Here is an 18,549-nt window from a genome sequence, read left to right on the forward strand (position 1 = left end):
CGAGCCGTTCAGCTCTCCAGTGCCAGGGTCGCGCCGAAGCCGAGGAGGGCGGTGCCGGTGACTCCGTCGAGGGTGCGGCGGACCTTGCGCCGGCCGAGCCAGGCGCGTACGCGGTGGACGAAGAACAGCAGGGCCAGCAGCCACAGCCCGCCCAGTACGGCGACCGTGTAGGCGAGGATCAGCGCGTCCAGCGTCGTCGTGTGCCCGGGGTCGAGGAACTGGGGCAGCACCGACAGGTAGAGCACCAGCACTTTGGGGTTGGTGATGTTCGACAGGAAGCCCTCGCGCCACCGCCGGAAGCCGCTCGCCCGCTTGCGCTGGGTCTCCGCGACGGTGTCGTAGTTCCCGCGCCACGCGCCGCGCAGCGCCTGGAAGCCGAGGAAGACCAGGTAGGCGGCGCCGAGCCACTTGAGCGTGAGGAACACCGGTTGGGACCGCGCGATGACGACGCCCAGGCCGAGCGCCGCGGCCGTGCCCTGTACCGCGTTGCCAGCGAAGATGCCGGCGGTGGCGAGCAATCCGCCCCGCGCGCCGCCGGACAGCGCGTTCTTCAGCATCACCATCGTGTCCGGCCCCGGCGCGAGCACGATCAGGACCACGATCACCAGATAGCTGCTGTACCCACTCCACGTCACGTGTGCCCAGCGTAGAGGTCGGATCCGCGGTCGTCGCGCGGATTTCCGTCACAGTGTCCGGACGGGTGGGACACGTGTCCCGGGGCCCGGAGGTCACCCGGGCGTGTCCGATTCCACCCCGCGACTAAGTTACCGACGGGTACACTCGGGCGGTCGTCTCCGCGTGAGAGAGGTGCCCCGTGCCCTATCCGACCGACCACGAGCGCGACCGGCCCTGGGTGATGCGCACCTACGCGGGCCACTCCTCGGCCGCCGCGTCGAACGAGCTGTACCGGCGCAATCTCGCCAAGGGGCAGACCGGCCTCTCGGTGGCCTTCGACCTGCCGACGCAGACCGGGTACGACCCGGACCACGTGCTCGCCCGCGGGGAGGTCGGCAAGGTCGGCGTGCCGGTCTCGCACCTGGGCGACATGCGGCGGCTGTTCGACGGCATCCCGCTCGCCGAGGCGAACACCTCGATGACCATCAACGCCCCCGCCATGTGGTTGCTCGCGCTGTACGTCTCGGTCGCCCGTGAGCAGGCCGAGGCGCAGGGCCGGGACGTGGGCGAGGTGCTGGCGAAGCTCACCGGCACCACGCAGAACGACATCATCAAGGAGTACCTGTCCCGCGGCACCTACATCTTCCCGCCAGGGCCGAGTCTCCGGCTGATCACCGACATGATCACCTGGACCGTGCGGCATGTCCCGCGGTGGAACCCGATCAACATCTGCAGCTACCACCTGCAGGAGGCCGGCGCGACGCCGACGCAGGAGGTCGCCTACGCCCTGTGCACCGCGATCTCGGTGCTCGACGCGGTGCGTGACTCGGGCCAGGTGGCGCAGGCGGACATGGCGAAGGTGGTCGGGCGGATCTCGTTCTTCGTCAACGCCGGCGTGCGGTTCGTCGAAGAGATGTGCAAGATGCGTGCGTTCACCACGCTGTGGGACGAGCTGACGCGCGAGCGGTACGGCGTCGAGGAGCCGAAGGCACGGCGGCTGCGCTACGGCGTGCAGGTCAACTCGCTGGGGCTGACCGAGGCGCAGCCGGAGAACAACGTGCAGCGGATCGTGCTGGAGATGCTCGCGGTTTCGCTCTCCCGCGGTTCGCGGGCGCGAGCCATCCAGCTGCCGGCCTGGAACGAGGCGCTCGGCCTGCCCCGGCCGTGGGACCAGCAATGGGCGTTGCGGATGCAGCAGGTGCTGGCGTACGAGACCGATCTGCTGGAGTACGAGGACATTTTCGACGGCTCGCACGTGGTGCAGGCCAAAGTGGACGAGATCGTGGCCGGGGCACGCGAGGAGATCGCGCGGGTACAGGATTTCGGTGGTGCGGTGGCGGCGGTGGAGAGCGGCTACATGAAGTCGCAGCTGGTCGCATCGCTGGCCGAGTACCGGCGCGGGATGGAAAGCGGCGAGCGGATTCTGGTAGGGGTCAACAAGTTCGACACCACCGAACCGTCGCCGCTGCAGGCCGAAGGGGCCAACGCGATCGAGACCATCGACCCGGCGGTGGAAAAGGCCGCGGTCTCGTCGATCGAGAAATGGCGTGCGGAGCGGGATGACGACGCGGTGGCCGCCGCGCTGACCGCATTGCGCGCCAAGGCGTCCACTTCGGACAACCTATTTGAGGCCACTGTGGACTGTGCGCGAGCCGGGGTCACCACCGGTGAATGGTCCGGCGCGCTACGGGAAGTGTTCGGCGAATACCGTGCGCCCACCGGGGTCTCCGCGGCTGCCGCGGCCGGTGGCGGTGACCCGGAGCTGCAGCGGGTGCGCGAGCGTGTCCGGCGCACCGAGCGGGAACTGGGTGAGCGACTGCGCATCCTGGTCGGCAAACCCGGGCTGGACGGGCATTCCAACGGCGCCGAGCAGGTCGCGGTGCGGGCGAGGGACGTCGGGTTCGAGGTGGTGTACCAAGGGATCCGGCTGACCCCGGACCAGATCGTGGCGGCCGCGGTGCAGGAGGGCGTGCACGTGGTCGGGCTGTCCGTGCTGTCCGGTTCGCACCTGGAGATCGTCCCGCTGGTGGTGGACGGGCTGCGCGCGGCGGGCGCCGGGGACGTCCCGGTGATCGTCGGCGGCATCATCCCGCCGGACGATTCCGCGCTGCTCACCGAACGCGGGATCGCCAGGGTGTTCACGCCGAAGGACTACGAGCTGACCGGCATCATGGCCGGCATCGTCGACCTCGTGCGCGAACGCCACGGGCTGGCCGCGGACTGAGCGCCGCCCGCTATCCGAGGATTCGTGCGGTCGAGGTGACCGTGGCGAACCCGCCGCCGTGCAGGTTCGTCGCGGTGCTCCGGCTGAGCTCGTCCGCGCTCAGCACCGCGCCGTCCGGTCCGGCCAGATCGAAGGTGAAGGTCGCGTCGAGAGCGAAAGTGACGTCGTAGCCGAGGTTCCCGCCCATCCGGGCGGTGGTCTCGCAGCAGAAGTTGGTCTGGATCCCGGCGAGCACGAAGCTGTCGATCCCGTGCCGCTCGAACCAGGCATCGAGGTCGACGTCGCCGATGAACGCCGAGTTCACCTCCTTGCCGAACACGAGATCGGCGCGGGCGCCGTCGAGTTCCGTCGTGAAGTCGTTGCCCGCCTGGCCGGGACGCAGTGGAGAATCCGGTTCGACCGAATCTTGGTGCACGAGCACGATCGGGTCGCGCCGCATCTGCCACGCGTCGAGCAGTGCCTTGATGTTGGCCTCGGCGGCCGGGTTGTTGCGGCGGCCCCAGAAGGCGGCGTCGTCGAATCCACGCTGGACGTCGATGAGAAGGAGTGCGGTCATGGCTGCCAGCCTGGCCGGTGCGGTGGCCGTCCGGGGAATGGCAGAAGGAGCGCCGTGCGGTACTTTTCTGCCATGCACACGATCGGGGTGCTGCTCCTGCCGGGCAGCCGGGCGTTCGACCTCGCCGTGGTCTCGGAGGTGTGGGCGCAGGACCGCACCGACAGCGGGATCGGCCCGTTCACCATGCGGCTCTGCGCGCCGGGGCGGGCGCGCAGCTCGCTGTCCCCGTTCGGCGACGTGGCCGCGACGCACGGGTTGACCGGGCTCGAGGGCTGCGATCTGGTGCTTGCGCCCGGCCGGGCCGACCCGCTGGCCGAGGTGCCTGCGGCCGTCCGCGCGGCGCTGCGCCGGGCGCTTCGGGCCGGCAGCACCGTGGCGGGCCTGTGCACCGGCGCGTTCACCTTGGCGGCCGCGGGATTGCTCGACGGCCGGCCGGCGACCACGCACTGGCGGCATCTCGACGAGCTGGCCGTCGCCGCGCCCGCCGCCCGGGTGTGCCGCGACGTCCTGCACACCGAGGACGACGGCGTGCTGACGTCCGCCGGAGTCGTCGGCGGGCTCGACCTGTGCCTGCACCTGGTCCGGCGCGACCACGGCGCGGAGGTGGCCGCCCGGCTCGCGCGCCGTCTCGTGATGCCGCCGGCGCGCGAGGGTGGTCAGCAGCAGTACGTCGAATCCCCCTTGCCCGCAAGGGCTTCCCAGCCCGGTATCGCGTCCACTATGGACTGGGCGACAAGCAGGCTGCACTCCGGTATCGGCGTGCCGGACCTGGTCAGGCACGCGGGGATGAGCACGCGCACCTTTCACCGCGAGTTCAGCGCGGCGACCGGAGTGACGCCCGGGCGCTGGCTGCTCGTGCAACGGGTGCGGCACGCGCAACGGCTGCTGGAGACAACCGACCTTCCGGTGTCGCGCGTCGCCGAACGCTCCGGGCTGGGCACCGCGGCGAACCTGCGGCGGCGGTTGCGGACGGAAGCCGGCGTCGGCCCGGACTCCTACCGGCGCACGTTCCGTTCGCGCGGCCACGGGGTTACGGTCGGGGCATGGGCGAGTACGAACACCTCCTCGTGAAGCGGGACGGCGACACGATCACCGTCACGATGAACCGTGCGGCGCGGCGCAATTCGCTGTCCGCCGAGCACCTGGCCGAACTGCTCGCGGCGTTCCGGGAGGCCGGGGAGTCCGATGCGACCGGCATCGTGCTGGCCGGAGCCGGCCCGGTGTTCTCCGCAGGACACGACTTCGGCGACGTGGCCGCGCGCGACCTGATGGGCGTGCGTGAGCTGCTCACCTTGTGCACGGAGCTGATGCGCACGATGCAGTCGGTCCCGCAGGTGGTGCTCGCGCGCGTACACGGGCTGGCCACCGCCGCGGGCTGCCAGCTGGTCGCTTCGTGCGATCTCGCGGTCGCCGCGGAATCCGCCGGTTTCGCCCTGCCGGGCGGGAAGGGCGGCTGGTTCTGCCACACGCCCGCGGTCCCGGTGGCCCGCGCGATCGGCCGGAAACGCCTGATGGAACTCGCCTTGACCGGCGACGTGGTCGACGCGGCCACGGCACTGGACTGGGGCTTGGTGAACCGGGTCGTGCCGGACGAGTCGCTGGATTCGGCGGTGGCCGAACTGCTGGCCCGCGCGACCCGCGGCAGCCGGGCGAGCAAGGCGATGGGGAAGCAGACGCTGTACGCACAGCTGGACCGCCCGGAAGCCGACGCGTACGGGATCGCGCTGGAAGTGATGGCCTCGGCCTCGCAACTGCCCGGCGCGCGCGAAGGAATGGCGGCGTTCCTGGAGAAGCGCAAACCGGAGTGGCCGGACTGACCCCTCCTCCTCCGAACTGCGTGCTGAGTCCGATGAGAACCGGCCCCAGTACGCCACAAGGGTCAGCGGCGTTCGTGGAGGAGCAGCAAGGTGTACGCGGCGATGGTCTGCGCGTCGGTGATCTCGCCGGCCGCGATCATCTTCTCCACCTCGCCACGGCCGAACCACGCCGTGCGCATGTCCTGTTCCTCCGGCTCGCGTTCCGGTTCGCCCTCGGTCAGGCCGGTCGCCAGGTACACGTGCCCGCGCTGGCTGGCCATGCCGGGGGCGACCTCGAGCAACCCCAGCTCGGTGATCGTCTCGGCGCGCAGGCCGGTCTCCTCGCGCAGTTCGCGGCGGGCCAGCTCGGCGGGCGGGACCTCCGCGAGGTCGGGTGCGGTGCCCTGCACGAACTCCCAGCGCCGCGCGCCCACCGGATAACGGAACTGCTCGACCAGGTGCAGCCGGTCGCCGTCGAGGGGAATCACCAGTGCGTAGGTCGGTTTGTCGACCACGCCGTAGATGCCGGGGCTGCCGTCCGCGCGGCGGATGGCGTCCTCCCGCACCGTCATCCAGTTGTTCCGGTACACCTCGCGGGTCGCGACACGCTGAATGGGGTCCACCCGACGAGTATCGCCGAGGCTGTCCTACCCTCGGCGGGTGCGTCTCGTGATCGCTCGGTGCCAGGTCGACTACGCCGGCAGGCTCACCGCCCACCTGCCGATGGCCACCCGCCTGCTGCTCGTCAAGTCCGACGGTTCGGTGTCGGTGCACTCCGACGACCGCGCCTACAAGCCGCTGAACTGGATGAGCCCGCCGTGCTGGCTCATCGAGGACGGCAAGCTCTGGATCGTGGAGAACAAGCAGGGCGAGAAGCTGGTCATCTCGATCGAGGAGATCTACCACGACCACGCCCACGAACTCGGGGCCGAACCGGGGCTGCAGAAGGACGGCGTGGAGGCGCATCTGCAGGAGCTGCTCGCCGAGCACATCAAAACCCTCGGCGACGGCTACACGCTGGTGCGCCGCGAGTTCCCGACCGCGATCGGCCCGGTGGACATCATGGCCCGCGATCACGAGGGCCGTTCGGTGGCCGTGGAGATCAAGCGCCGCGGCGAGATCGACGGCGTCGAGCAGCTCACCCGCTACCTCGAACTGCTCAACCGCGATCCGCTGCTGGCCCCGGTCCAGGGTGTGTTCGCCGCGCAGATCATCAAGCCCCAGGCCCGGACGCTGGCCGAGGACCGCGGGATCCGCTGCCTGACCCTGGACTACGACGCGCTGCGCGGCGTCGAATCGGACGAGTTCCGGCTGTTCTGAGGCGGCCGCTCAGGCCGCCGATCCACCACGCCGCTGGTAGGCCTTCGCGTCGAACCACGAGCGGACCGTGTCGTGGAACAGCGTCGAGATCACCAGCGCCGCCAGCAGCAGGCCGACCAGCGCGGTGAACCCACCGGACACCAGGGTGATCACGCCGTTGAGCGCGGCCAGTCCTTCCAGCACCAGCAGCGGCCAGCGACCCCAGTCGTAGCCGAGCAGGATGATGACCGCCGACGCCACCAGCGCCACCGCGAAGAAGTAGGACACGAACTCGGCGAAGTACAGCACTCCGTCCACGTCCTGTCCGTGGTCCTGGCGGTCGCTCACCTCCACCTGCATGAGCACACCGAAGAATCCGTTGAACAGCGCCTGGACGAAGACGAACGCGAGCGCGGCACGGAGCCGGCCCGGCATGCGGGGGCGGAACGCGGAATCGGGCATCGGAGCGGGTCCTTTCGGGCAGGGTCGGAAATACGGGCACGCTAGGCGGAATCGGATGGGACCCCTCCCGGTGAAAACGCCGCTGCCACGGGATCGACCACGACCGCACACGCCGGCCGGTCCGCACAGTGAACTCACAGGTCAGACACGGGTCGGAAAAATTTCCCGGAGTCGGCGTGACCCTTCGGAATCCATGCAGTACTGTCCCCGTCGGACAGGAACGATGGTGTTTCCTGTGGGAGAATGTTTGATTCGGAGGTGGCCGGGTGCTCGTCCTCGCCGACGCGAACCTGCGGCTCAACGCGAGTCCGATCGACTACATCGAACTCGCGTTTTATTTCCTGCTGGTGCTGGGCATCGGCTATCTCGCCAGGCGGCAGGTGTCCAGCAGTCTGGACTTCCTGCTCTCCGGCCGATCACTACCGGCCTGGGTGACCGGCCTCGCGTTCGTCTCCGCGAACCTCGGTGCGGTCGAGGTCATGGGCATGTCCGCGAACGGGGTGCTCTACGGCCTGCCGACCGTGCACTACTTCTGGATCGGCGCCATTCCGGCGATGCTGTTCCTCGGCCTGGTGATGATGCCGTTCTACTACGGCTCCAAGGTCCGCAGTGTCCCGGAGTTCATGCGCCGCCGGTTCGGCAAACCCGCGCACCTGGTCAACGGCATCAGCTTCGCGGCCGCGCAGATCCTGATCGCGGGCGCGAACCTGTTCCTGCTGGCCAGCGTCGTGAACCTGCTGCTGGGCTGGCCGCTGTGGCTGTCCATCGTGATCGCCGCCGCGATCGTGCTCGGCTACACCGCGCTCGGCGGTCTCTCCGCGGCGATCTACAACGAGGTGCTGCAGTTCTTCGTGATCGTCGTGGCGCTGCTGCCGCTCACCATCGTCGGCCTGATCAAGGTCGGTGGCTGGCAGGGCCTGGTGGACAAGATCACGAACAGTCCCGGTGGCACCGACCAGCTGAACTCTTGGCCCGGTGACAACCTGACCGGCTTCGGCAACAACTTCCTGTCCGTGCTCGGCATCGTGTTCGGTCTCGGGTTCGTGCTGTCCTTCGGGTACTGGACCACGAACTTCGTCGAGGTCCAGCGCGCGATGGCGTCGAAGAGCATGTCCGCCGCGCGGCGCACGCCGATCATCGGCGCGTTCCCGAAGATGCTGGTCCCGTTCATCGTGATCATCCCCGGCATGATCGCCGGTGTGGTCGTGCCGGAGTACCTGGCCGACAAGGGGATCCTGCTCGACGGCGGTACCGCGCCGAGTGGTGTCACGCCGAACAACGCGCTGCTGCTGCTGATGCGGGACCTGCTGCCGAACGGCATCCTCGGCATCGCGATCGCCGGTCTGCTGGCCTCGTTCATGGCCGGGATGGCGGCGAACCTCAGCTCGTTCAACACGGTCTTCACGTACGACATCTGGCAGACGTACGTGAAGAAGGACAAGCCGGACGGCTACTACCTGAAGCTGGGCCGGACCACCACGGTCGTGGCCACCGTGCTGGCCATCGGCACCGCCTTCATCGCGTCGAACTCGGCGAACATCCTGACCTACCTGCAGGACCTGTTCTCCTTCTTCAACGCGCCGCTGTTCGCCACGTTCATCCTCGGCATGTTCTGGAAGCGGATGACCCCGCACGCCGGCTGGAGCGGCCTGGTGTTCGGCACGCTGAGCGCGGTCACCGTGTGGGGCCTGTCGCAGGCGGAGATCCTCCCGCTGACCGGGCAGGGCATCAGCTTCGTGGCCGCCGGCAGCGCGTTCGTGGTGGACATCGTGGTGAGTGTCGCGGTCTCGCTGGCCACCCAGCCGAAGGCGGAGGCCGAACTGGCCGGGCTGGTGTACTCGCTGACGCCGCGTGGTTCACTCAAGCACGACGACACCGGTGAGAACGCGGGCTGGTACCGCAAGCCGGGCCTGCTGGCCGGCATCGTGCTCGTGATCACCATCGCCCTGAACATCATCTTCTGAGGAGGCCCGCATGACCGAGTCCTCGCGGCCGCACAAGGCGGGCGCCTTCGACATCCGGCTCATCATCGCGCTGCTGCTCGGCGTGTACGGCGTGGTCCTGACCGTGCTGGGTATCGCCTTCACCTCCGAAGCGGACAAGGTGAAGGCAGCCGGGGTGAACATCAACCTGTGGGCCGGGATCGGCCTGCTGGTGGTCACCGCGGTATTCGTGCTGTGGACGGTCATCCGCCCGCTCGTGGTGCCGCCGTCGACCGAGACGGCCGCCGCGGAAGCGGGCGAATAACCGGGTTGCCACCACGTCCGGCGGCTCGTCCCGCTAGGTTGCCGGACGTGGTGCACGATCGCCGGCCCGGCCGGCTCCCGAAGCTGTTCGTCCTGCTCATCGCCGCCGCGCTGGCCGTGTCCGCGTGCGGCGGGCCGGAGCTGGGCAAGGAGAATTTCGCGCGCACGACCGTCCCGGCCTCGGCAGGCGGCGATCCCGCCGGGCCGATCACCGATCCGGCGGCCGCCCCGGAGGTGCTGCGCGAACTGCAGCCCTGCCAGTTCGTCGGGCAGGACGTGCTCGAGCAGCTCGGCACCCCGCAGGACGAGCCGTCGCCGTCCGGCGTGCGGTTCGACGTGTGCCGGGGCTCGGTGACCGATCCCGGTGGCAAGGACATCTCGGTCGAGGTCACCGTCGGTGCGACGGTGCTCTCCGCCGCGGACAGGACCACCGGGCAGGTCGGCGGCCTGCCGCAGGTCGAGGCGCCCGCCGGCGCCGGCTCGTGCACAGTCAGCGTGCTCACCTCACGCGAGCCCGATCTCGGGATCTCGTTCGACATCAACTACTCCGGCGGGGACGCCTGCCCGGTCGGGCGCACGTTGGCCACGGCGGCGGCGAAGACCCTGCACAACGCGCCGCAGAAGTACGCGCCGAGCAAGGGAAGCCTGCTCGCCGCCGATCCGTGCGCGGTACTCGGCCAGTCCGCGGTGGACGGCGTGCTCACCGGCGCCGAGCCCGAGGCCACCGGGCTGCACAGCTGTCAATGGGGCAGCACGGCCCGGGTCGAGGTGCTGCTGTTGCCGGGCCGCCCGCCACTGGAGGGCAGTGGCTGGCTCAAGGCCGACGTCGGCACGCCGAGCCAGGCGTTCCGGAAGCAGGGCACCTCCGGCGGGTCGAGCTGCCAGGTGCACTGGCAGCACCGGCCGTGGCAGGCAGGCGACGTCGAGATCGCCCAGCTGGAGTACAGCAACTCGGACGCTGAGGCGGCGAGCGACGATCCGTGCGGCAAGGCCGTGACCCTTTCGAAGCAGCTGGCCGCGAAACTGCCGCAGCCGTGAAGGCCGCCGTCACGGACTCTCCGCGCGGGCGGTACAGGCACTAGGTTGGGGGGATCCACCACGCCGACGTGCCGGAGGCCCCCGTATGAAGAAGATCATCAACGATCCGGCCACCGTGGTCGCGGAGTCGCTGAGAGGCCTCGCGCTCGCGCACGCCGACCTCGTGCGGGTGCAGGACGATCCGGCGCTGGTCGTCCGGGCGGACGCCCCGGTGGCGGGCCGGGTCGCCGTGGTGTCCGGTGGTGGTTCCGGGCACGAGCCGCTGCACGGCGGGTTCGTCGGGCCGGGCATGCTGGACGCCGCGGTGCCCGGCCCGGTCTTCACCTCACCCACGCCGGACGCGGTGCAGGCCGCGCTCTCCGCGGTCACCGGGGCGGCAGGTGCGCTGCTGATCGTCAAGAACTACACCGGTGACGTGCTGAACTTCGAGACCGCCGCGGAACTGGCCGCGGCCGAGGACCTCGACGTGCGCAGCGTGGTCATCGACGACGACGTGGCGGTGAAGGACTCGACGTTCACCGCCGGCCGCCGCGGCGTGGGCGGCACCGTACTGCTGGAGAAAATCACCGGTGCCGCGGCCGCGCGCGGTGATTCGCTCGACGCAGTGGAAGCGTTGGCACGCAAGGTGGTCGGGCAGGTGCGTTCGATCGGGGTGGCGCTCACCGCGCCGACCGTGCCGCACGCCGGCGAGCCCAGTTTCGACCTGAGCCCGGACGAGATCGAGTTCGGGATCGGCATCCACGGCGAGCCGGGCCGCGAACGGATACCGGCCGAACCGGCCGACGCGCTGGTCGCCCGGATGGTCGAGGCGGTCGTGTCCGATCTGCCGTTCGCCTCCGGGGACCGGGTGCTGCTGTTCACCAACTCGATGGGCGGCACCCCGGCACTGGAGCTCTACCTCGCGCACGGCATCGCCGAGCGGCTGCTGGCCGAGCGTGGCATCGTGGTCGAACGCAGGCTGGTCGGCCCGTACGTCACGAGCCTCGAGATGCAGGGCATCAGCCTGACCCTGCTGAAACTGGACGACGAGCTGACGCAGCTCTGGGACGCGCCGGTGCGCACTCCCGCGTTGCGGTGGGGGATCTGATGGGGTGTTCTGCCGAAGGTTTCGCCGCGGCGCTGCGGTCCGCCGCCGAGGTGATCGCCGAGCACCGCGCCGAGCTGGTGGACCTCGACCGGGCGATCGGCGACGCGGACCACGGCGAGAACCTCAACCGGGGCTTCGCCGCGATCGTCGCCGCGTTGGACGCCGGCGTGCCGCAGACCCCCGCCGCGGTCGCGAAGCTCGCCGCGACCACGTTGATCTCCAAGGTCGGCGGGGCAGCGGGTCCGTTGTACGGCACGGCTTTCCTGCGTGCGTCGGCGAAACTCGGTGACGCGGCGGAGGTCGACGCCGGGCAGCTGGTCGAAGCACTGCGTGCGGCGCTGGAGGGAGTACAGGCGCGAGGCAAGGCGGTCGGCGGCGACGCGACGATGGTCGACGCGCTGATCCCGGCCCTGTCCGCGGCCGAGGGAGCAGCCGGTGGGTCGGTGGCCGAGGTGCTCACGGCCGCGGCCGGCGGTGCCGACCGTGGCGCTGAGTCCACCGTGGACTTGGTGCCGCGCAAGGGCCGGGCGTCCTACCTGGGCGAGCGGGCGGTGGGACACCTCGATCCGGGGGCCCGTTCCACGGCGCTGCTGCTGCGTGCGTTCGCGGAGGCGGCCCGGTGACTGTCGGAATCGTTCTCGTGTCGCACAGCGCCAAGCTGGCCGAAGGGCTGGCCGAACTGGCCGCGCAGATGGCTCCGGAGGTGCGGATCGCCGCGGCCGGTGGGCTGTCCGGCGATGGCGGCCTCGGCACCGACTACGACGAGGTCGTGGCCGCCACCCAGCGAGCCGACTCCGGCGACGGCGTGGTGCTGCTCTACGACCTCGGCAGCGCGCAGATGACCGCGGAGCTGGCGGTGGAGTCGCTGGCCGATCCTTCCGCCGCGGTGGTGGTCGATGCGCCGCTCGTGGAAGGCGCCGTGGCGGCGGCCGTGGCCGCCCAGTCGGGCGCGGACCGCAAGGCGGTCGGCGAGGCCGCGGCGAGCGCCGGTCTCGCTCCCGATCTGGCGGCGGTCGACGCGCCGGCCGAGGAAGGCGTGGAGGAGAAGGAACTCACGTTGAACAACGACGTGGGCCTGCATGCGCGTCCGGCGGCTGTGCTGGTGCGCAGCCTCGCGTCGTTCGAGGCGGAGGTGTCGGTGCGCCTGGGTGAGCAGGAGGCCGACGGCCACAGCGTGCTGGCGTTGATGTCGCTGGGTGCGCGGCAGGGGGACCGGATCGTGGTCCGGGCAAGGGGTGCGCAGGCGGCCGCAGCGATCGCGAAGATCACCGAGCTGGTGAACACGAACTTCGGTGAGTAAACCGGTCGCCGTCCGGGTGACTTCACCGTGACTGACTCGATTCCGAAGTGCCCTCCGGAGGGCCCGCGTGGCACAGTGGCCGGAAACTACCAGCGGGTAACCTCCGGAGGCCGGCAGTGGCACGGGAAATCTCGACGGTCGGAGTGGTCGGTCTCGGCACCATGGGCGCGGGCATCGCCGAGGTGCTCGCCCGCAGCGGACTCGACGTGGTCGCGGTGGAACTGGACGCCGCCGGCGTCGCACGCGGGCTCGGCCACCTGCGTCACTCCACCGCACGCGCGGTGGCCGGCGGCAAGCTCACCGACGCCGGGCAGACGGCGCTGCTCGGGCGGATCCGTTGTGGCACTTCACTGTCCGAGCTGTCCGAAGTAGACCTGGTGATCGAGGCGATCCCGGAAAGCCTGGCGGCGAAGGCGGAAGTGTTCGCGCGGCTGGACGAGATCACCGGCGCGGACGTGGTGTTCGCGTCCAACACGTCCTCCCTGTCGATCACTGAGATCGGCGTGCACACCGCACGTCCGGGCAAGGTCGTGGGGATGCACTTCTTCAACCCGGCGCCGGTGCTCGAGCTGGTCGAGGTGGTGCGCACCGTGGTCACCGAGCCGGAGGTGGTCGAGGAGGTGGTGGCCTTCGCTCGCCGGCTCGGCAAGGCGCCGGTGGTGATGGGCGACCGGGCCGGGTTCATCGCCAACGCGCTGTTGTTCGGCTACCTCAACCACGCCGTGCGGATGTACGAACAGCGTTACGCCACCCGGGAAGACCTCGATGCCGCGATGCGGTACGGCTGCGGCTATCCGATGGGTCCGCTGGCGCTGCTCGACCTGATCGGTCTGGACACCGCGCAGGAAATCCTGGACACGATGTACCACCAGTCCCGCAACCGGCTGCACGCACCGGCACCGTTGCTCAAGCAGATGATCACCGCGGGACGGCTCGGCCGGAAGAGCGGACGTGGGTTCTACGCCTACGAGTCGCCGGATTCCCCGGTCGTGGTGGGCCGTGAGTCCACTGTGGATTCTGCCGGAAAGACCGGCGCGCGGACAGTGCGCACGGTCGGCGTGGTCGGCACCGGAACCATGGCCACCGGAATCGCCGAGGTGTTCGCGAAGCGCGGTTTCGACGTGGTTCTCCGGGCGCGGAGCCAGGAAAAGGCCGCGGCCGCGGTGGCGAAGGTGCGCACCTCGCTGGATCGGTCCGTGACGAAGGGGCGACTGTCCGAAGAGGACGCATCCGTGGCCTACGAGCGGATCCGGCCGGTGGCCGCGTTCTCCGGCCTCGCCGATGCCGACCTCGTGGTCGAGGCCGTTGCGGAGGAGCTTTCGGTGAAGCGGGAGGTGTTCGCGGCGCTCGACGCGGTGCTCCGGCCGGGTGCGGTGCTCGCCACCACGACGTCCTCGCTGCCGGTGATCGCCTGCGCGGCGGCCACGTCACGGCCGGAGGACGTGCTCGGCCTGCACTTCTTCAATCCCGCGCCGGCGATGAAGCTGGTGGAGGTGGTGAGCACGATCGCGACCGCCCCGGAGGTCACCGCGACCGCGAACGCGGTCTGCGCGGCGCTCGGCAAACATCCGGTGCAGTGCGGCGATCGAGCCGGCTTCATCGTGAACGCGCTGCTGTTTCCCTACCTCAACGACGCGGTGAAGATGCTCGAAGCGCACTACGCGTCGGCCGACGACATCGACACCGCGATGAAGGTCGGCTGCCGGCTGCCGATGGGCCCGTTCGAACTCCTCGACGTGGTCGGCCTCGACGTCGCACTGGCCATCCAGCGCACCCTGTTCGGCGAATACCGCGAGGAAGGCTTCGCGCCCGCACCGCTGCTGGAGCACCTGGTCACCGCAGGACGGCTCGGACGCAAGGCGGGCAAGGGTTTCCGCGACTACTGAGCGGTTCGGCGGCGGTCTTCCGGTGGCAGCAGTGGACCACCCTGCCACTGCTGGAAGACGAGGTTCGTGTGCACGCGCGCGATTTCGTCGCGGGAGGTCAGTTCGTCCATCACCAGGCGCTGGAGGTCGGCCGCGGACGTGGTGGCCACGTGCGCGAGGAAATCGTCCGGGCCGGTCAGGTGGTACACGGCGCGGACCTCCGGCAGGCCGAGCAGATGCGCGACGAACCGTTCGACCAGCGGCCGCCGGTGCGGACGGACCTGCACGAACAGGAAAGCCTCGAGCGGGCGTCCCAGCAACGCCGCGTCGACCTGCGCGCGCTGGCCGGTGATCACACCCGCCTCGCGCAGCCGGTTGACCCGGTCCAGGCAGGTGGAGGGGGCCAGCCCGACGGTGGCGGCCAGGTCCTTGTTCGACGTCCGGGCATCGTTCTGCAGCACTCGCAGGATTTCGAGATCAACCGGGCTCAGTTCGAGTACATCCGTCATTGCCGAACTTTATCCGAAAATCTTGCGTCGAACCCGGCTGGTGGCCGAGCGTGGTCGGTATGACTTCCGCCCTGCACACCCGCGCTGTCCACGCCGGCCGCGACGATCTCGCCGACCTCGGTCTGCATGCCGCCCCGATCGACTTCTCCACCACCTACCCCGCACGCGACAGTGCGGAGGAGGCCCGGCGGATCGACGAGTTCGCAGCGGGCGGCGAGGTCACCGGGATCTACGGCCGGATCGGCAACCCGACGGTCGAGCGATTCGAGCGGGCGCTGGCCGAGCTGGAGGGATTCGACCACGCGGTGGCGTTCGCCAGTGGGATGGCCGCGGTGTCGGCCTGCCTGCTTTCCGCTGTGTCGCAAGGGAAGCCGCACATCGTCGGGGTGCGCCCGCTGTACGGCGGCACCGATCACCTGCTCACCAGCGGCCTGCTCGGCACCGAGGTCACCTGGGCCGCGCCGGAGGAAGTGGCCGGCGCGCTGCGGCCGGAGACCGGGCTGGTCCTCGTGGAAAGCCCGGCGAACCCCACATTGTCCGAAACCGACCTGGCCGAGCTGGTGGACGCCTGTGGCGCGGTGCCGGTCCTGGTGGACAACACCTTCGCGACCCCGGTACTGCAGCGGCCCGGCCGGCACGGCGCGCGACTCGTGGTGCACAGTGCCACGAAGTTCCTCGGCGGCCACGGCGACGTGATGGGTGGAGTCGTGGCCTGCGGCGCCGAGGAGGCCGCTCGCCTGCGTGGTCTGCGGTTCGCGACCGGTGGGGTGCTGCATCCGTTGGCGGGATACCTGTTGCTGCGCGGGCTTTCCACGTTGCCGCTGCGGGTGAAGGCCGCCTCCGCGACGGCGGCTGAACTCGTCGAACGGCTCGGCACGCACCCCGCCGTGCGCAGCGTGCACTACCCGAGGCTGGGCGGTCCGCTCGTCTCCTTCGAGGTGACCGGCGACCCGCACGCGGTGATCGGCGCGGTCCGGCTGATCACGCCCGCGGTGAGCCTCGGCAGCGTCGACACGCTCATCCAGCACCCGGCGTCGCTCACCCACCGGATCGTCGCCGAGGACGACCGCACCGGTGCCGGGATCACTGCCGGACTGCTCCGGCTTTCCGTGGGGCTCGAAGACGTCGAAGACCTGTGGCAGGACCTCGACCAAGCGTTGAAGGCCGCTTAACCACAGCAGCCGCCCCCGCAGCAGCCACCCGACGGCGCGGAGGCGGCTGAACCGGTCAGCGCGACGGTGGTCAGCAGCTTCACCGTGTCGGTGTGTCCCTCGGGGCACGGTGCCGGCGCGGCGGATTCGGCCATCGGCCGCTGGAGCTCGAACGTTCCGGTGCAGTCGCGGCAGCGGTAGGCGTAGGTGGGCATGCGGGGATTATCGCCGCCGGAGGGCGGCAGTGGGAAGCTGTCCGGGTGGATGTGCCTCAGTACGCGGATGTTCCGCACCTCGGTCAGGTTGTCCCTTCCCTGCTCGCCATGCTGGGGGTGCCAGGGGAATCCGGCACGCTGGCGGTGCCGGAGGCACGCAGCGCCTGCGTGCTGCTCATCGACGGGCTCGGCTGGCAGCTGCTGTCCGAACACGCCGCCGACGCACCGGTGCTGACCGAACTGGCGAAAAGTCCGTTGCGCGTCGGTTTTCCGTCGACCACGGCGGCCGGCGTCGCGGCCATCGGCACCGGCCTCGCCTCGGGGGAGCACGGGATGGTCGGGTACACCTTCGAGGTTCCGGGTGTCGGGGTGCTGAACGCGCTGCGCTGGCGTTCCCACGACGACGGCAGTGACCTGCGTGGTGCGTTGCCGCCGCGCGAAGTGCAGCCGTTGCCGACGACGTTCGAGCGCGCTGCCGCGGCCGGAGTCGACGCCGCTGTGGTGTCGTCCGCGCAGTTCTCCGACACCGCATTGACCCGAGCGACCCAGAGCGGCGCGCGGTACGAGGGCGTGCACGCCCTTGGCGACCTGGCCGCGCGGACGCTGGAAGTGCTGGCAGGGCGGTCTTTCTGCTACGCCTACCACAGCGAGCTGGACCTGGTCGGGCATCTGTACGGCCCGGGCTCGACCGCGTGGCGGATGCAGCTGAGGCAGGTCGACCGGCTTGTCGAGTCCCTTGTGGACGGGCTGCCGGCAGGCGCGCTGCTCGCGGTCGTCGCCGATCACGGCATGGTGCGGATCGGCGAGAAGCTCGACCTCGAGTCCACTCCGGAGCTGCTGGAGGGCGTCCGCGCGTTCGGCGGCGAAGTGCGGGCGCGGCACGCGTACACCGAACCCGGCGCGGAGGCCGACGTGCTCGCCGCGTGGCAGTCCGTGCTGGGCGAACGGGCCTGGGTACGTTCCCGCGACGAGGCGATCGAGCAGGGCTGGTTCGGCACCTCGGTCAGCGACCGCGTCCGTCCGCGGATCGGAAACGTGGTCGCGGCGGCCCGCGGAACGTTCGGCATGGTCCGCGAACTGGCCGAGGCGGCCGAATCGTCCCTGCTCGGCCAGCACGGTTCGCTCACCGAAGCGGAGCAGCTGGTGCCACTGGTGCTGGCGGCCGGCTGAGGCTGCTGCGGGTGGTGTTGGCGGTCGGCTGAGGCCGCTGGTGCCGTTGGTGTTCGCGGCCGGCTGAGGCAGCCGGTCCCGGCGGCTCCCGGACCCGCCGGTTACCGTGGACGCGTGCCCCGACGCAACCGGCCTCACCCCGGCCCGGCCGGACGCCCGGAACCCGGTGCGGTGAGCGGCTGGGCCCGCACCGAATCGGCCCCGGACGGCGATTGGCTCGTGCGCACCGTCCCGGGTGCCCAGGCCGGCAAGACCTACCGTTGCCCGGGGTGTGACCACGAAATCCGCCCCGGCACGCCGCACCTGGTCACCTGGCCCGCCGACGAGACCGGCGGGGTGGCCGACCGCAGGCACTGGCACCGCCCGTGCTGGGAGGCCCGTTCCCGCCGCCGCCCCGGCCGGCGCTGGTGAGCCTCGGGCGGCCGGCCGAACGAGCGCCGTCCTGCGCCGCGCTGGCGCTGGTGAGCCTCGGCCGGCTGGCCGGCCTCCTGCCGCGCACAGCCCCGCCTCACCGCCGGAAATGCCGCGAAGGCGTCCCGCCGCAGATTTCCTCCGCATACCGCGTGAACCCCAGCTTCTGCACCACCCGCAACGAGGGCGTGTTCGCCACGTTGACGCTGATCAGCACCGGAATCGACGGCACTTCCCGTTCCGCCCAGCCCACCACCGCCCTGGCCGCCTCGACCGCGTAGCCCTGCCCCCAGTACGCCGGACTCAGTCGGTAGGCCAGATTCAGCACTGTCTCCCCGCGGTGGTTCCGGGTGCGCACCCCGGCGAGGCCGATCACCTCCGCGTGACCGCGCTCCCGGACCGCGCAGTAGCCGTAACCGTGTTCCGCCCAATGCGCCAGCCAGCCGTCGAACAGCCCCGGCAGCACGGCCGCGTCCGGGGAATCCGGGTCGGACCGTTTCGCCCTCGGATCGGCGTGCAGTGCCAGGATGGCCGCACGGTCGGTCTCCACGAACGGGCGCAGCACCAGCCGCTCCGTCTCGATCTCGTTCAGCACCCCCCGACGC

At 70.4% G+C, this 18,549-nt stretch carries 21 protein-coding genes; 14 read left to right on the plus strand and 7 right to left on the minus strand.

What is annotated here, in order from left to right; all coding sequences use genetic code 11:
* Positions 1–8: 8 nt before the first annotated feature.
* Positions 9–635, minus strand: a complete 627-nt coding sequence (locus tag BJY18_RS31175) for a LysE family translocator (protein WP_184783455.1) — start codon at positions 633–635, stop codon at positions 9–11.
* A 179-nt stretch (positions 636–814) separates the two neighbouring features.
* Between BJY18_RS31175 and BJY18_RS31180 the strand changes: the two genes are divergently transcribed.
* Entirely contained in the window at positions 815–2,839 is a 2,025-nt protein-coding gene (locus BJY18_RS31180; RefSeq protein ID WP_184783456.1) for an ethylmalonyl-CoA mutase, read from the plus strand.
* A gap of 10 nt (positions 2,840–2,849) precedes the next feature.
* On the opposite strand, the gene BJY18_RS31185 is transcribed toward BJY18_RS31180, so the two are convergent.
* On the minus strand, positions 2,850–3,395 hold the full coding sequence (locus BJY18_RS31185; RefSeq protein WP_184783457.1) for a cysteine hydrolase family protein: 546 nt from the start codon (positions 3,393–3,395) through the stop codon (positions 2,850–2,852).
* A 72-nt stretch (positions 3,396–3,467) separates the two neighbouring features.
* On the opposite strand from BJY18_RS31185, the gene BJY18_RS31190 reads away from it, so the two are divergent.
* Positions 3,468–4,466 carry a GlxA family transcriptional regulator gene (locus BJY18_RS31190; protein WP_184783458.1) on the plus strand — a complete coding sequence of 333 codons (999 nt, stop codon included), beginning with the start codon at positions 3,468–3,470 and terminating at the stop codon, positions 4,464–4,466.
* Positions 4,439–5,212, plus strand: coding sequence for an enoyl-CoA hydratase-related protein (locus BJY18_RS31195; protein WP_184783459.1), 774 nt, complete (start codon positions 4,439–4,441; stop codon positions 5,210–5,212). Before BJY18_RS31190 ends, BJY18_RS31195 begins: the two co-directional genes overlap by 28 nt.
* Positions 5,213–5,274: 62 nt before the next feature.
* Here the strand turns inward: BJY18_RS31195 and BJY18_RS31200 are convergent, their stop codons facing one another.
* Entirely contained in the window at positions 5,275–5,814 is a 540-nt protein-coding gene (locus BJY18_RS31200; protein WP_184783460.1) for an NUDIX domain-containing protein, read from the minus strand.
* 37 nt (positions 5,815–5,851) lie between these two features.
* Here BJY18_RS31200 and nucS point away from each other — a divergent pair, with 37 nt between their 5' ends.
* The gene (nucS, locus tag BJY18_RS31205) at positions 5,852–6,511 is read left to right on the plus strand and encodes an endonuclease NucS (protein ID WP_184783461.1); all 660 of its coding nucleotides are present in this window, start codon (positions 5,852–5,854) and stop codon (positions 6,509–6,511) included.
* A gap of 9 nt (positions 6,512–6,520) precedes the next feature.
* Here nucS and BJY18_RS31210 read toward each other — a convergent pair whose 3' ends face one another.
* Positions 6,521–6,952, minus strand: a complete 432-nt coding sequence (locus BJY18_RS31210; RefSeq protein WP_184783462.1) for a hypothetical protein — start codon at positions 6,950–6,952, stop codon at positions 6,521–6,523.
* A gap of 266 nt (positions 6,953–7,218) precedes the next feature.
* Between BJY18_RS31210 and BJY18_RS31215 the strand changes: the two genes are divergently transcribed.
* From BJY18_RS31215 to BJY18_RS31245, 7 genes are all read left to right on the plus strand, one after another.
* Positions 7,219–8,916 (plus strand): sodium:solute symporter family protein, encoded by a 1,698-nt coding sequence (locus tag BJY18_RS31215; RefSeq protein ID WP_184783463.1) that lies wholly within the window; start codon positions 7,219–7,221, stop codon positions 8,914–8,916.
* A 10-nt stretch (positions 8,917–8,926) separates the two neighbouring features.
* Complete coding sequence (locus BJY18_RS31220; RefSeq protein ID WP_184783464.1) at positions 8,927–9,199, plus strand: hypothetical protein; 273 nt, start codon at positions 8,927–8,929, stop codon at positions 9,197–9,199.
* 47 nt (positions 9,200–9,246) lie between these two features.
* Positions 9,247–10,236, plus strand: a complete 990-nt coding sequence (locus tag BJY18_RS31225) for a DUF3558 domain-containing protein (protein ID WP_312874014.1) — start codon at positions 9,247–9,249, stop codon at positions 10,234–10,236.
* Between the two features lie 85 nt (positions 10,237–10,321).
* Positions 10,322–11,323 (plus strand): dihydroxyacetone kinase subunit DhaK, encoded by a 1,002-nt coding sequence (gene dhaK, locus BJY18_RS31230; protein ID WP_184783466.1) that lies wholly within the window; start codon positions 10,322–10,324, stop codon positions 11,321–11,323.
* Entirely contained in the window at positions 11,323–11,946 is a 624-nt protein-coding gene (gene dhaL / locus BJY18_RS31235) for a dihydroxyacetone kinase subunit DhaL (protein ID WP_184783467.1), read from the plus strand. Before dhaK ends, dhaL begins: the two co-directional genes overlap by 1 nt.
* Positions 11,943–12,623, plus strand: a complete 681-nt coding sequence (gene dhaM / locus BJY18_RS31240) for a dihydroxyacetone kinase phosphoryl donor subunit DhaM (RefSeq protein ID WP_184783468.1) — start codon at positions 11,943–11,945, stop codon at positions 12,621–12,623. The genes dhaL and dhaM overlap by 4 nt, the downstream gene beginning before the upstream one ends.
* 116 nt (positions 12,624–12,739) lie before the next feature.
* Positions 12,740–14,509, plus strand: coding sequence for a 3-hydroxyacyl-CoA dehydrogenase family protein (locus BJY18_RS31245; protein ID WP_184783469.1), 1,770 nt, complete (start codon positions 12,740–12,742; stop codon positions 14,507–14,509).
* Here the strand turns inward: BJY18_RS31245 and BJY18_RS31250 are convergent.
* Positions 14,503–14,997, minus strand: coding sequence for an Lrp/AsnC family transcriptional regulator (locus BJY18_RS31250; RefSeq protein WP_184783470.1), 495 nt, complete (start codon positions 14,995–14,997; stop codon positions 14,503–14,505). The genes BJY18_RS31245 and BJY18_RS31250 overlap by 7 nt on opposite strands.
* Positions 14,998–15,056: 59 nt before the next feature.
* Here BJY18_RS31250 and BJY18_RS31255 point away from each other — a divergent pair, with 59 nt between their 5' ends.
* Positions 15,057–16,169, plus strand: coding sequence for a trans-sulfuration enzyme family protein (locus tag BJY18_RS31255; RefSeq protein ID WP_184783471.1), 1,113 nt, complete (start codon positions 15,057–15,059; stop codon positions 16,167–16,169).
* Here the strand turns inward: BJY18_RS31255 and BJY18_RS31260 are convergent.
* The gene (locus BJY18_RS31260) at positions 16,166–16,363 is read right to left on the minus strand and encodes an FmdB family zinc ribbon protein (protein WP_184783472.1); all 198 of its coding nucleotides are present in this window, start codon (positions 16,361–16,363) and stop codon (positions 16,166–16,168) included. The two genes, BJY18_RS31255 and BJY18_RS31260, sit on opposite strands and share 4 nt — an antisense overlap.
* Before the next feature lie 45 nt (positions 16,364–16,408).
* Between BJY18_RS31260 and BJY18_RS31265 the strand changes: the two genes are divergently transcribed.
* Complete coding sequence (locus BJY18_RS31265; protein ID WP_184783473.1) at positions 16,409–17,533, plus strand: alkaline phosphatase family protein; 1,125 nt, start codon at positions 16,409–16,411, stop codon at positions 17,531–17,533.
* A gap of 114 nt (positions 17,534–17,647) precedes the next feature.
* Positions 17,648–17,944: an Rv1322 family protein gene (locus BJY18_RS31270; RefSeq protein WP_184783474.1), complete on the plus strand. Its 297-nt coding sequence runs from the start codon at positions 17,648–17,650 to the stop codon at positions 17,942–17,944.
* A gap of 97 nt (positions 17,945–18,041) precedes the next feature.
* On the opposite strand, the gene BJY18_RS31275 is transcribed toward BJY18_RS31270, so the two are convergent.
* Positions 18,042–18,539, minus strand: coding sequence for a GNAT family N-acetyltransferase (locus tag BJY18_RS31275; RefSeq protein WP_184783475.1), 498 nt, complete (start codon positions 18,537–18,539; stop codon positions 18,042–18,044).
* Positions 18,540–18,549 lie beyond the last annotated feature (10 nt).

It is taken from the genome of Amycolatopsis jiangsuensis, assembly GCF_014204865.1.
GTDB classification, from domain to species: domain Bacteria; phylum Actinomycetota; class Actinomycetes; order Mycobacteriales; family Pseudonocardiaceae; genus Amycolatopsis; species Amycolatopsis jiangsuensis.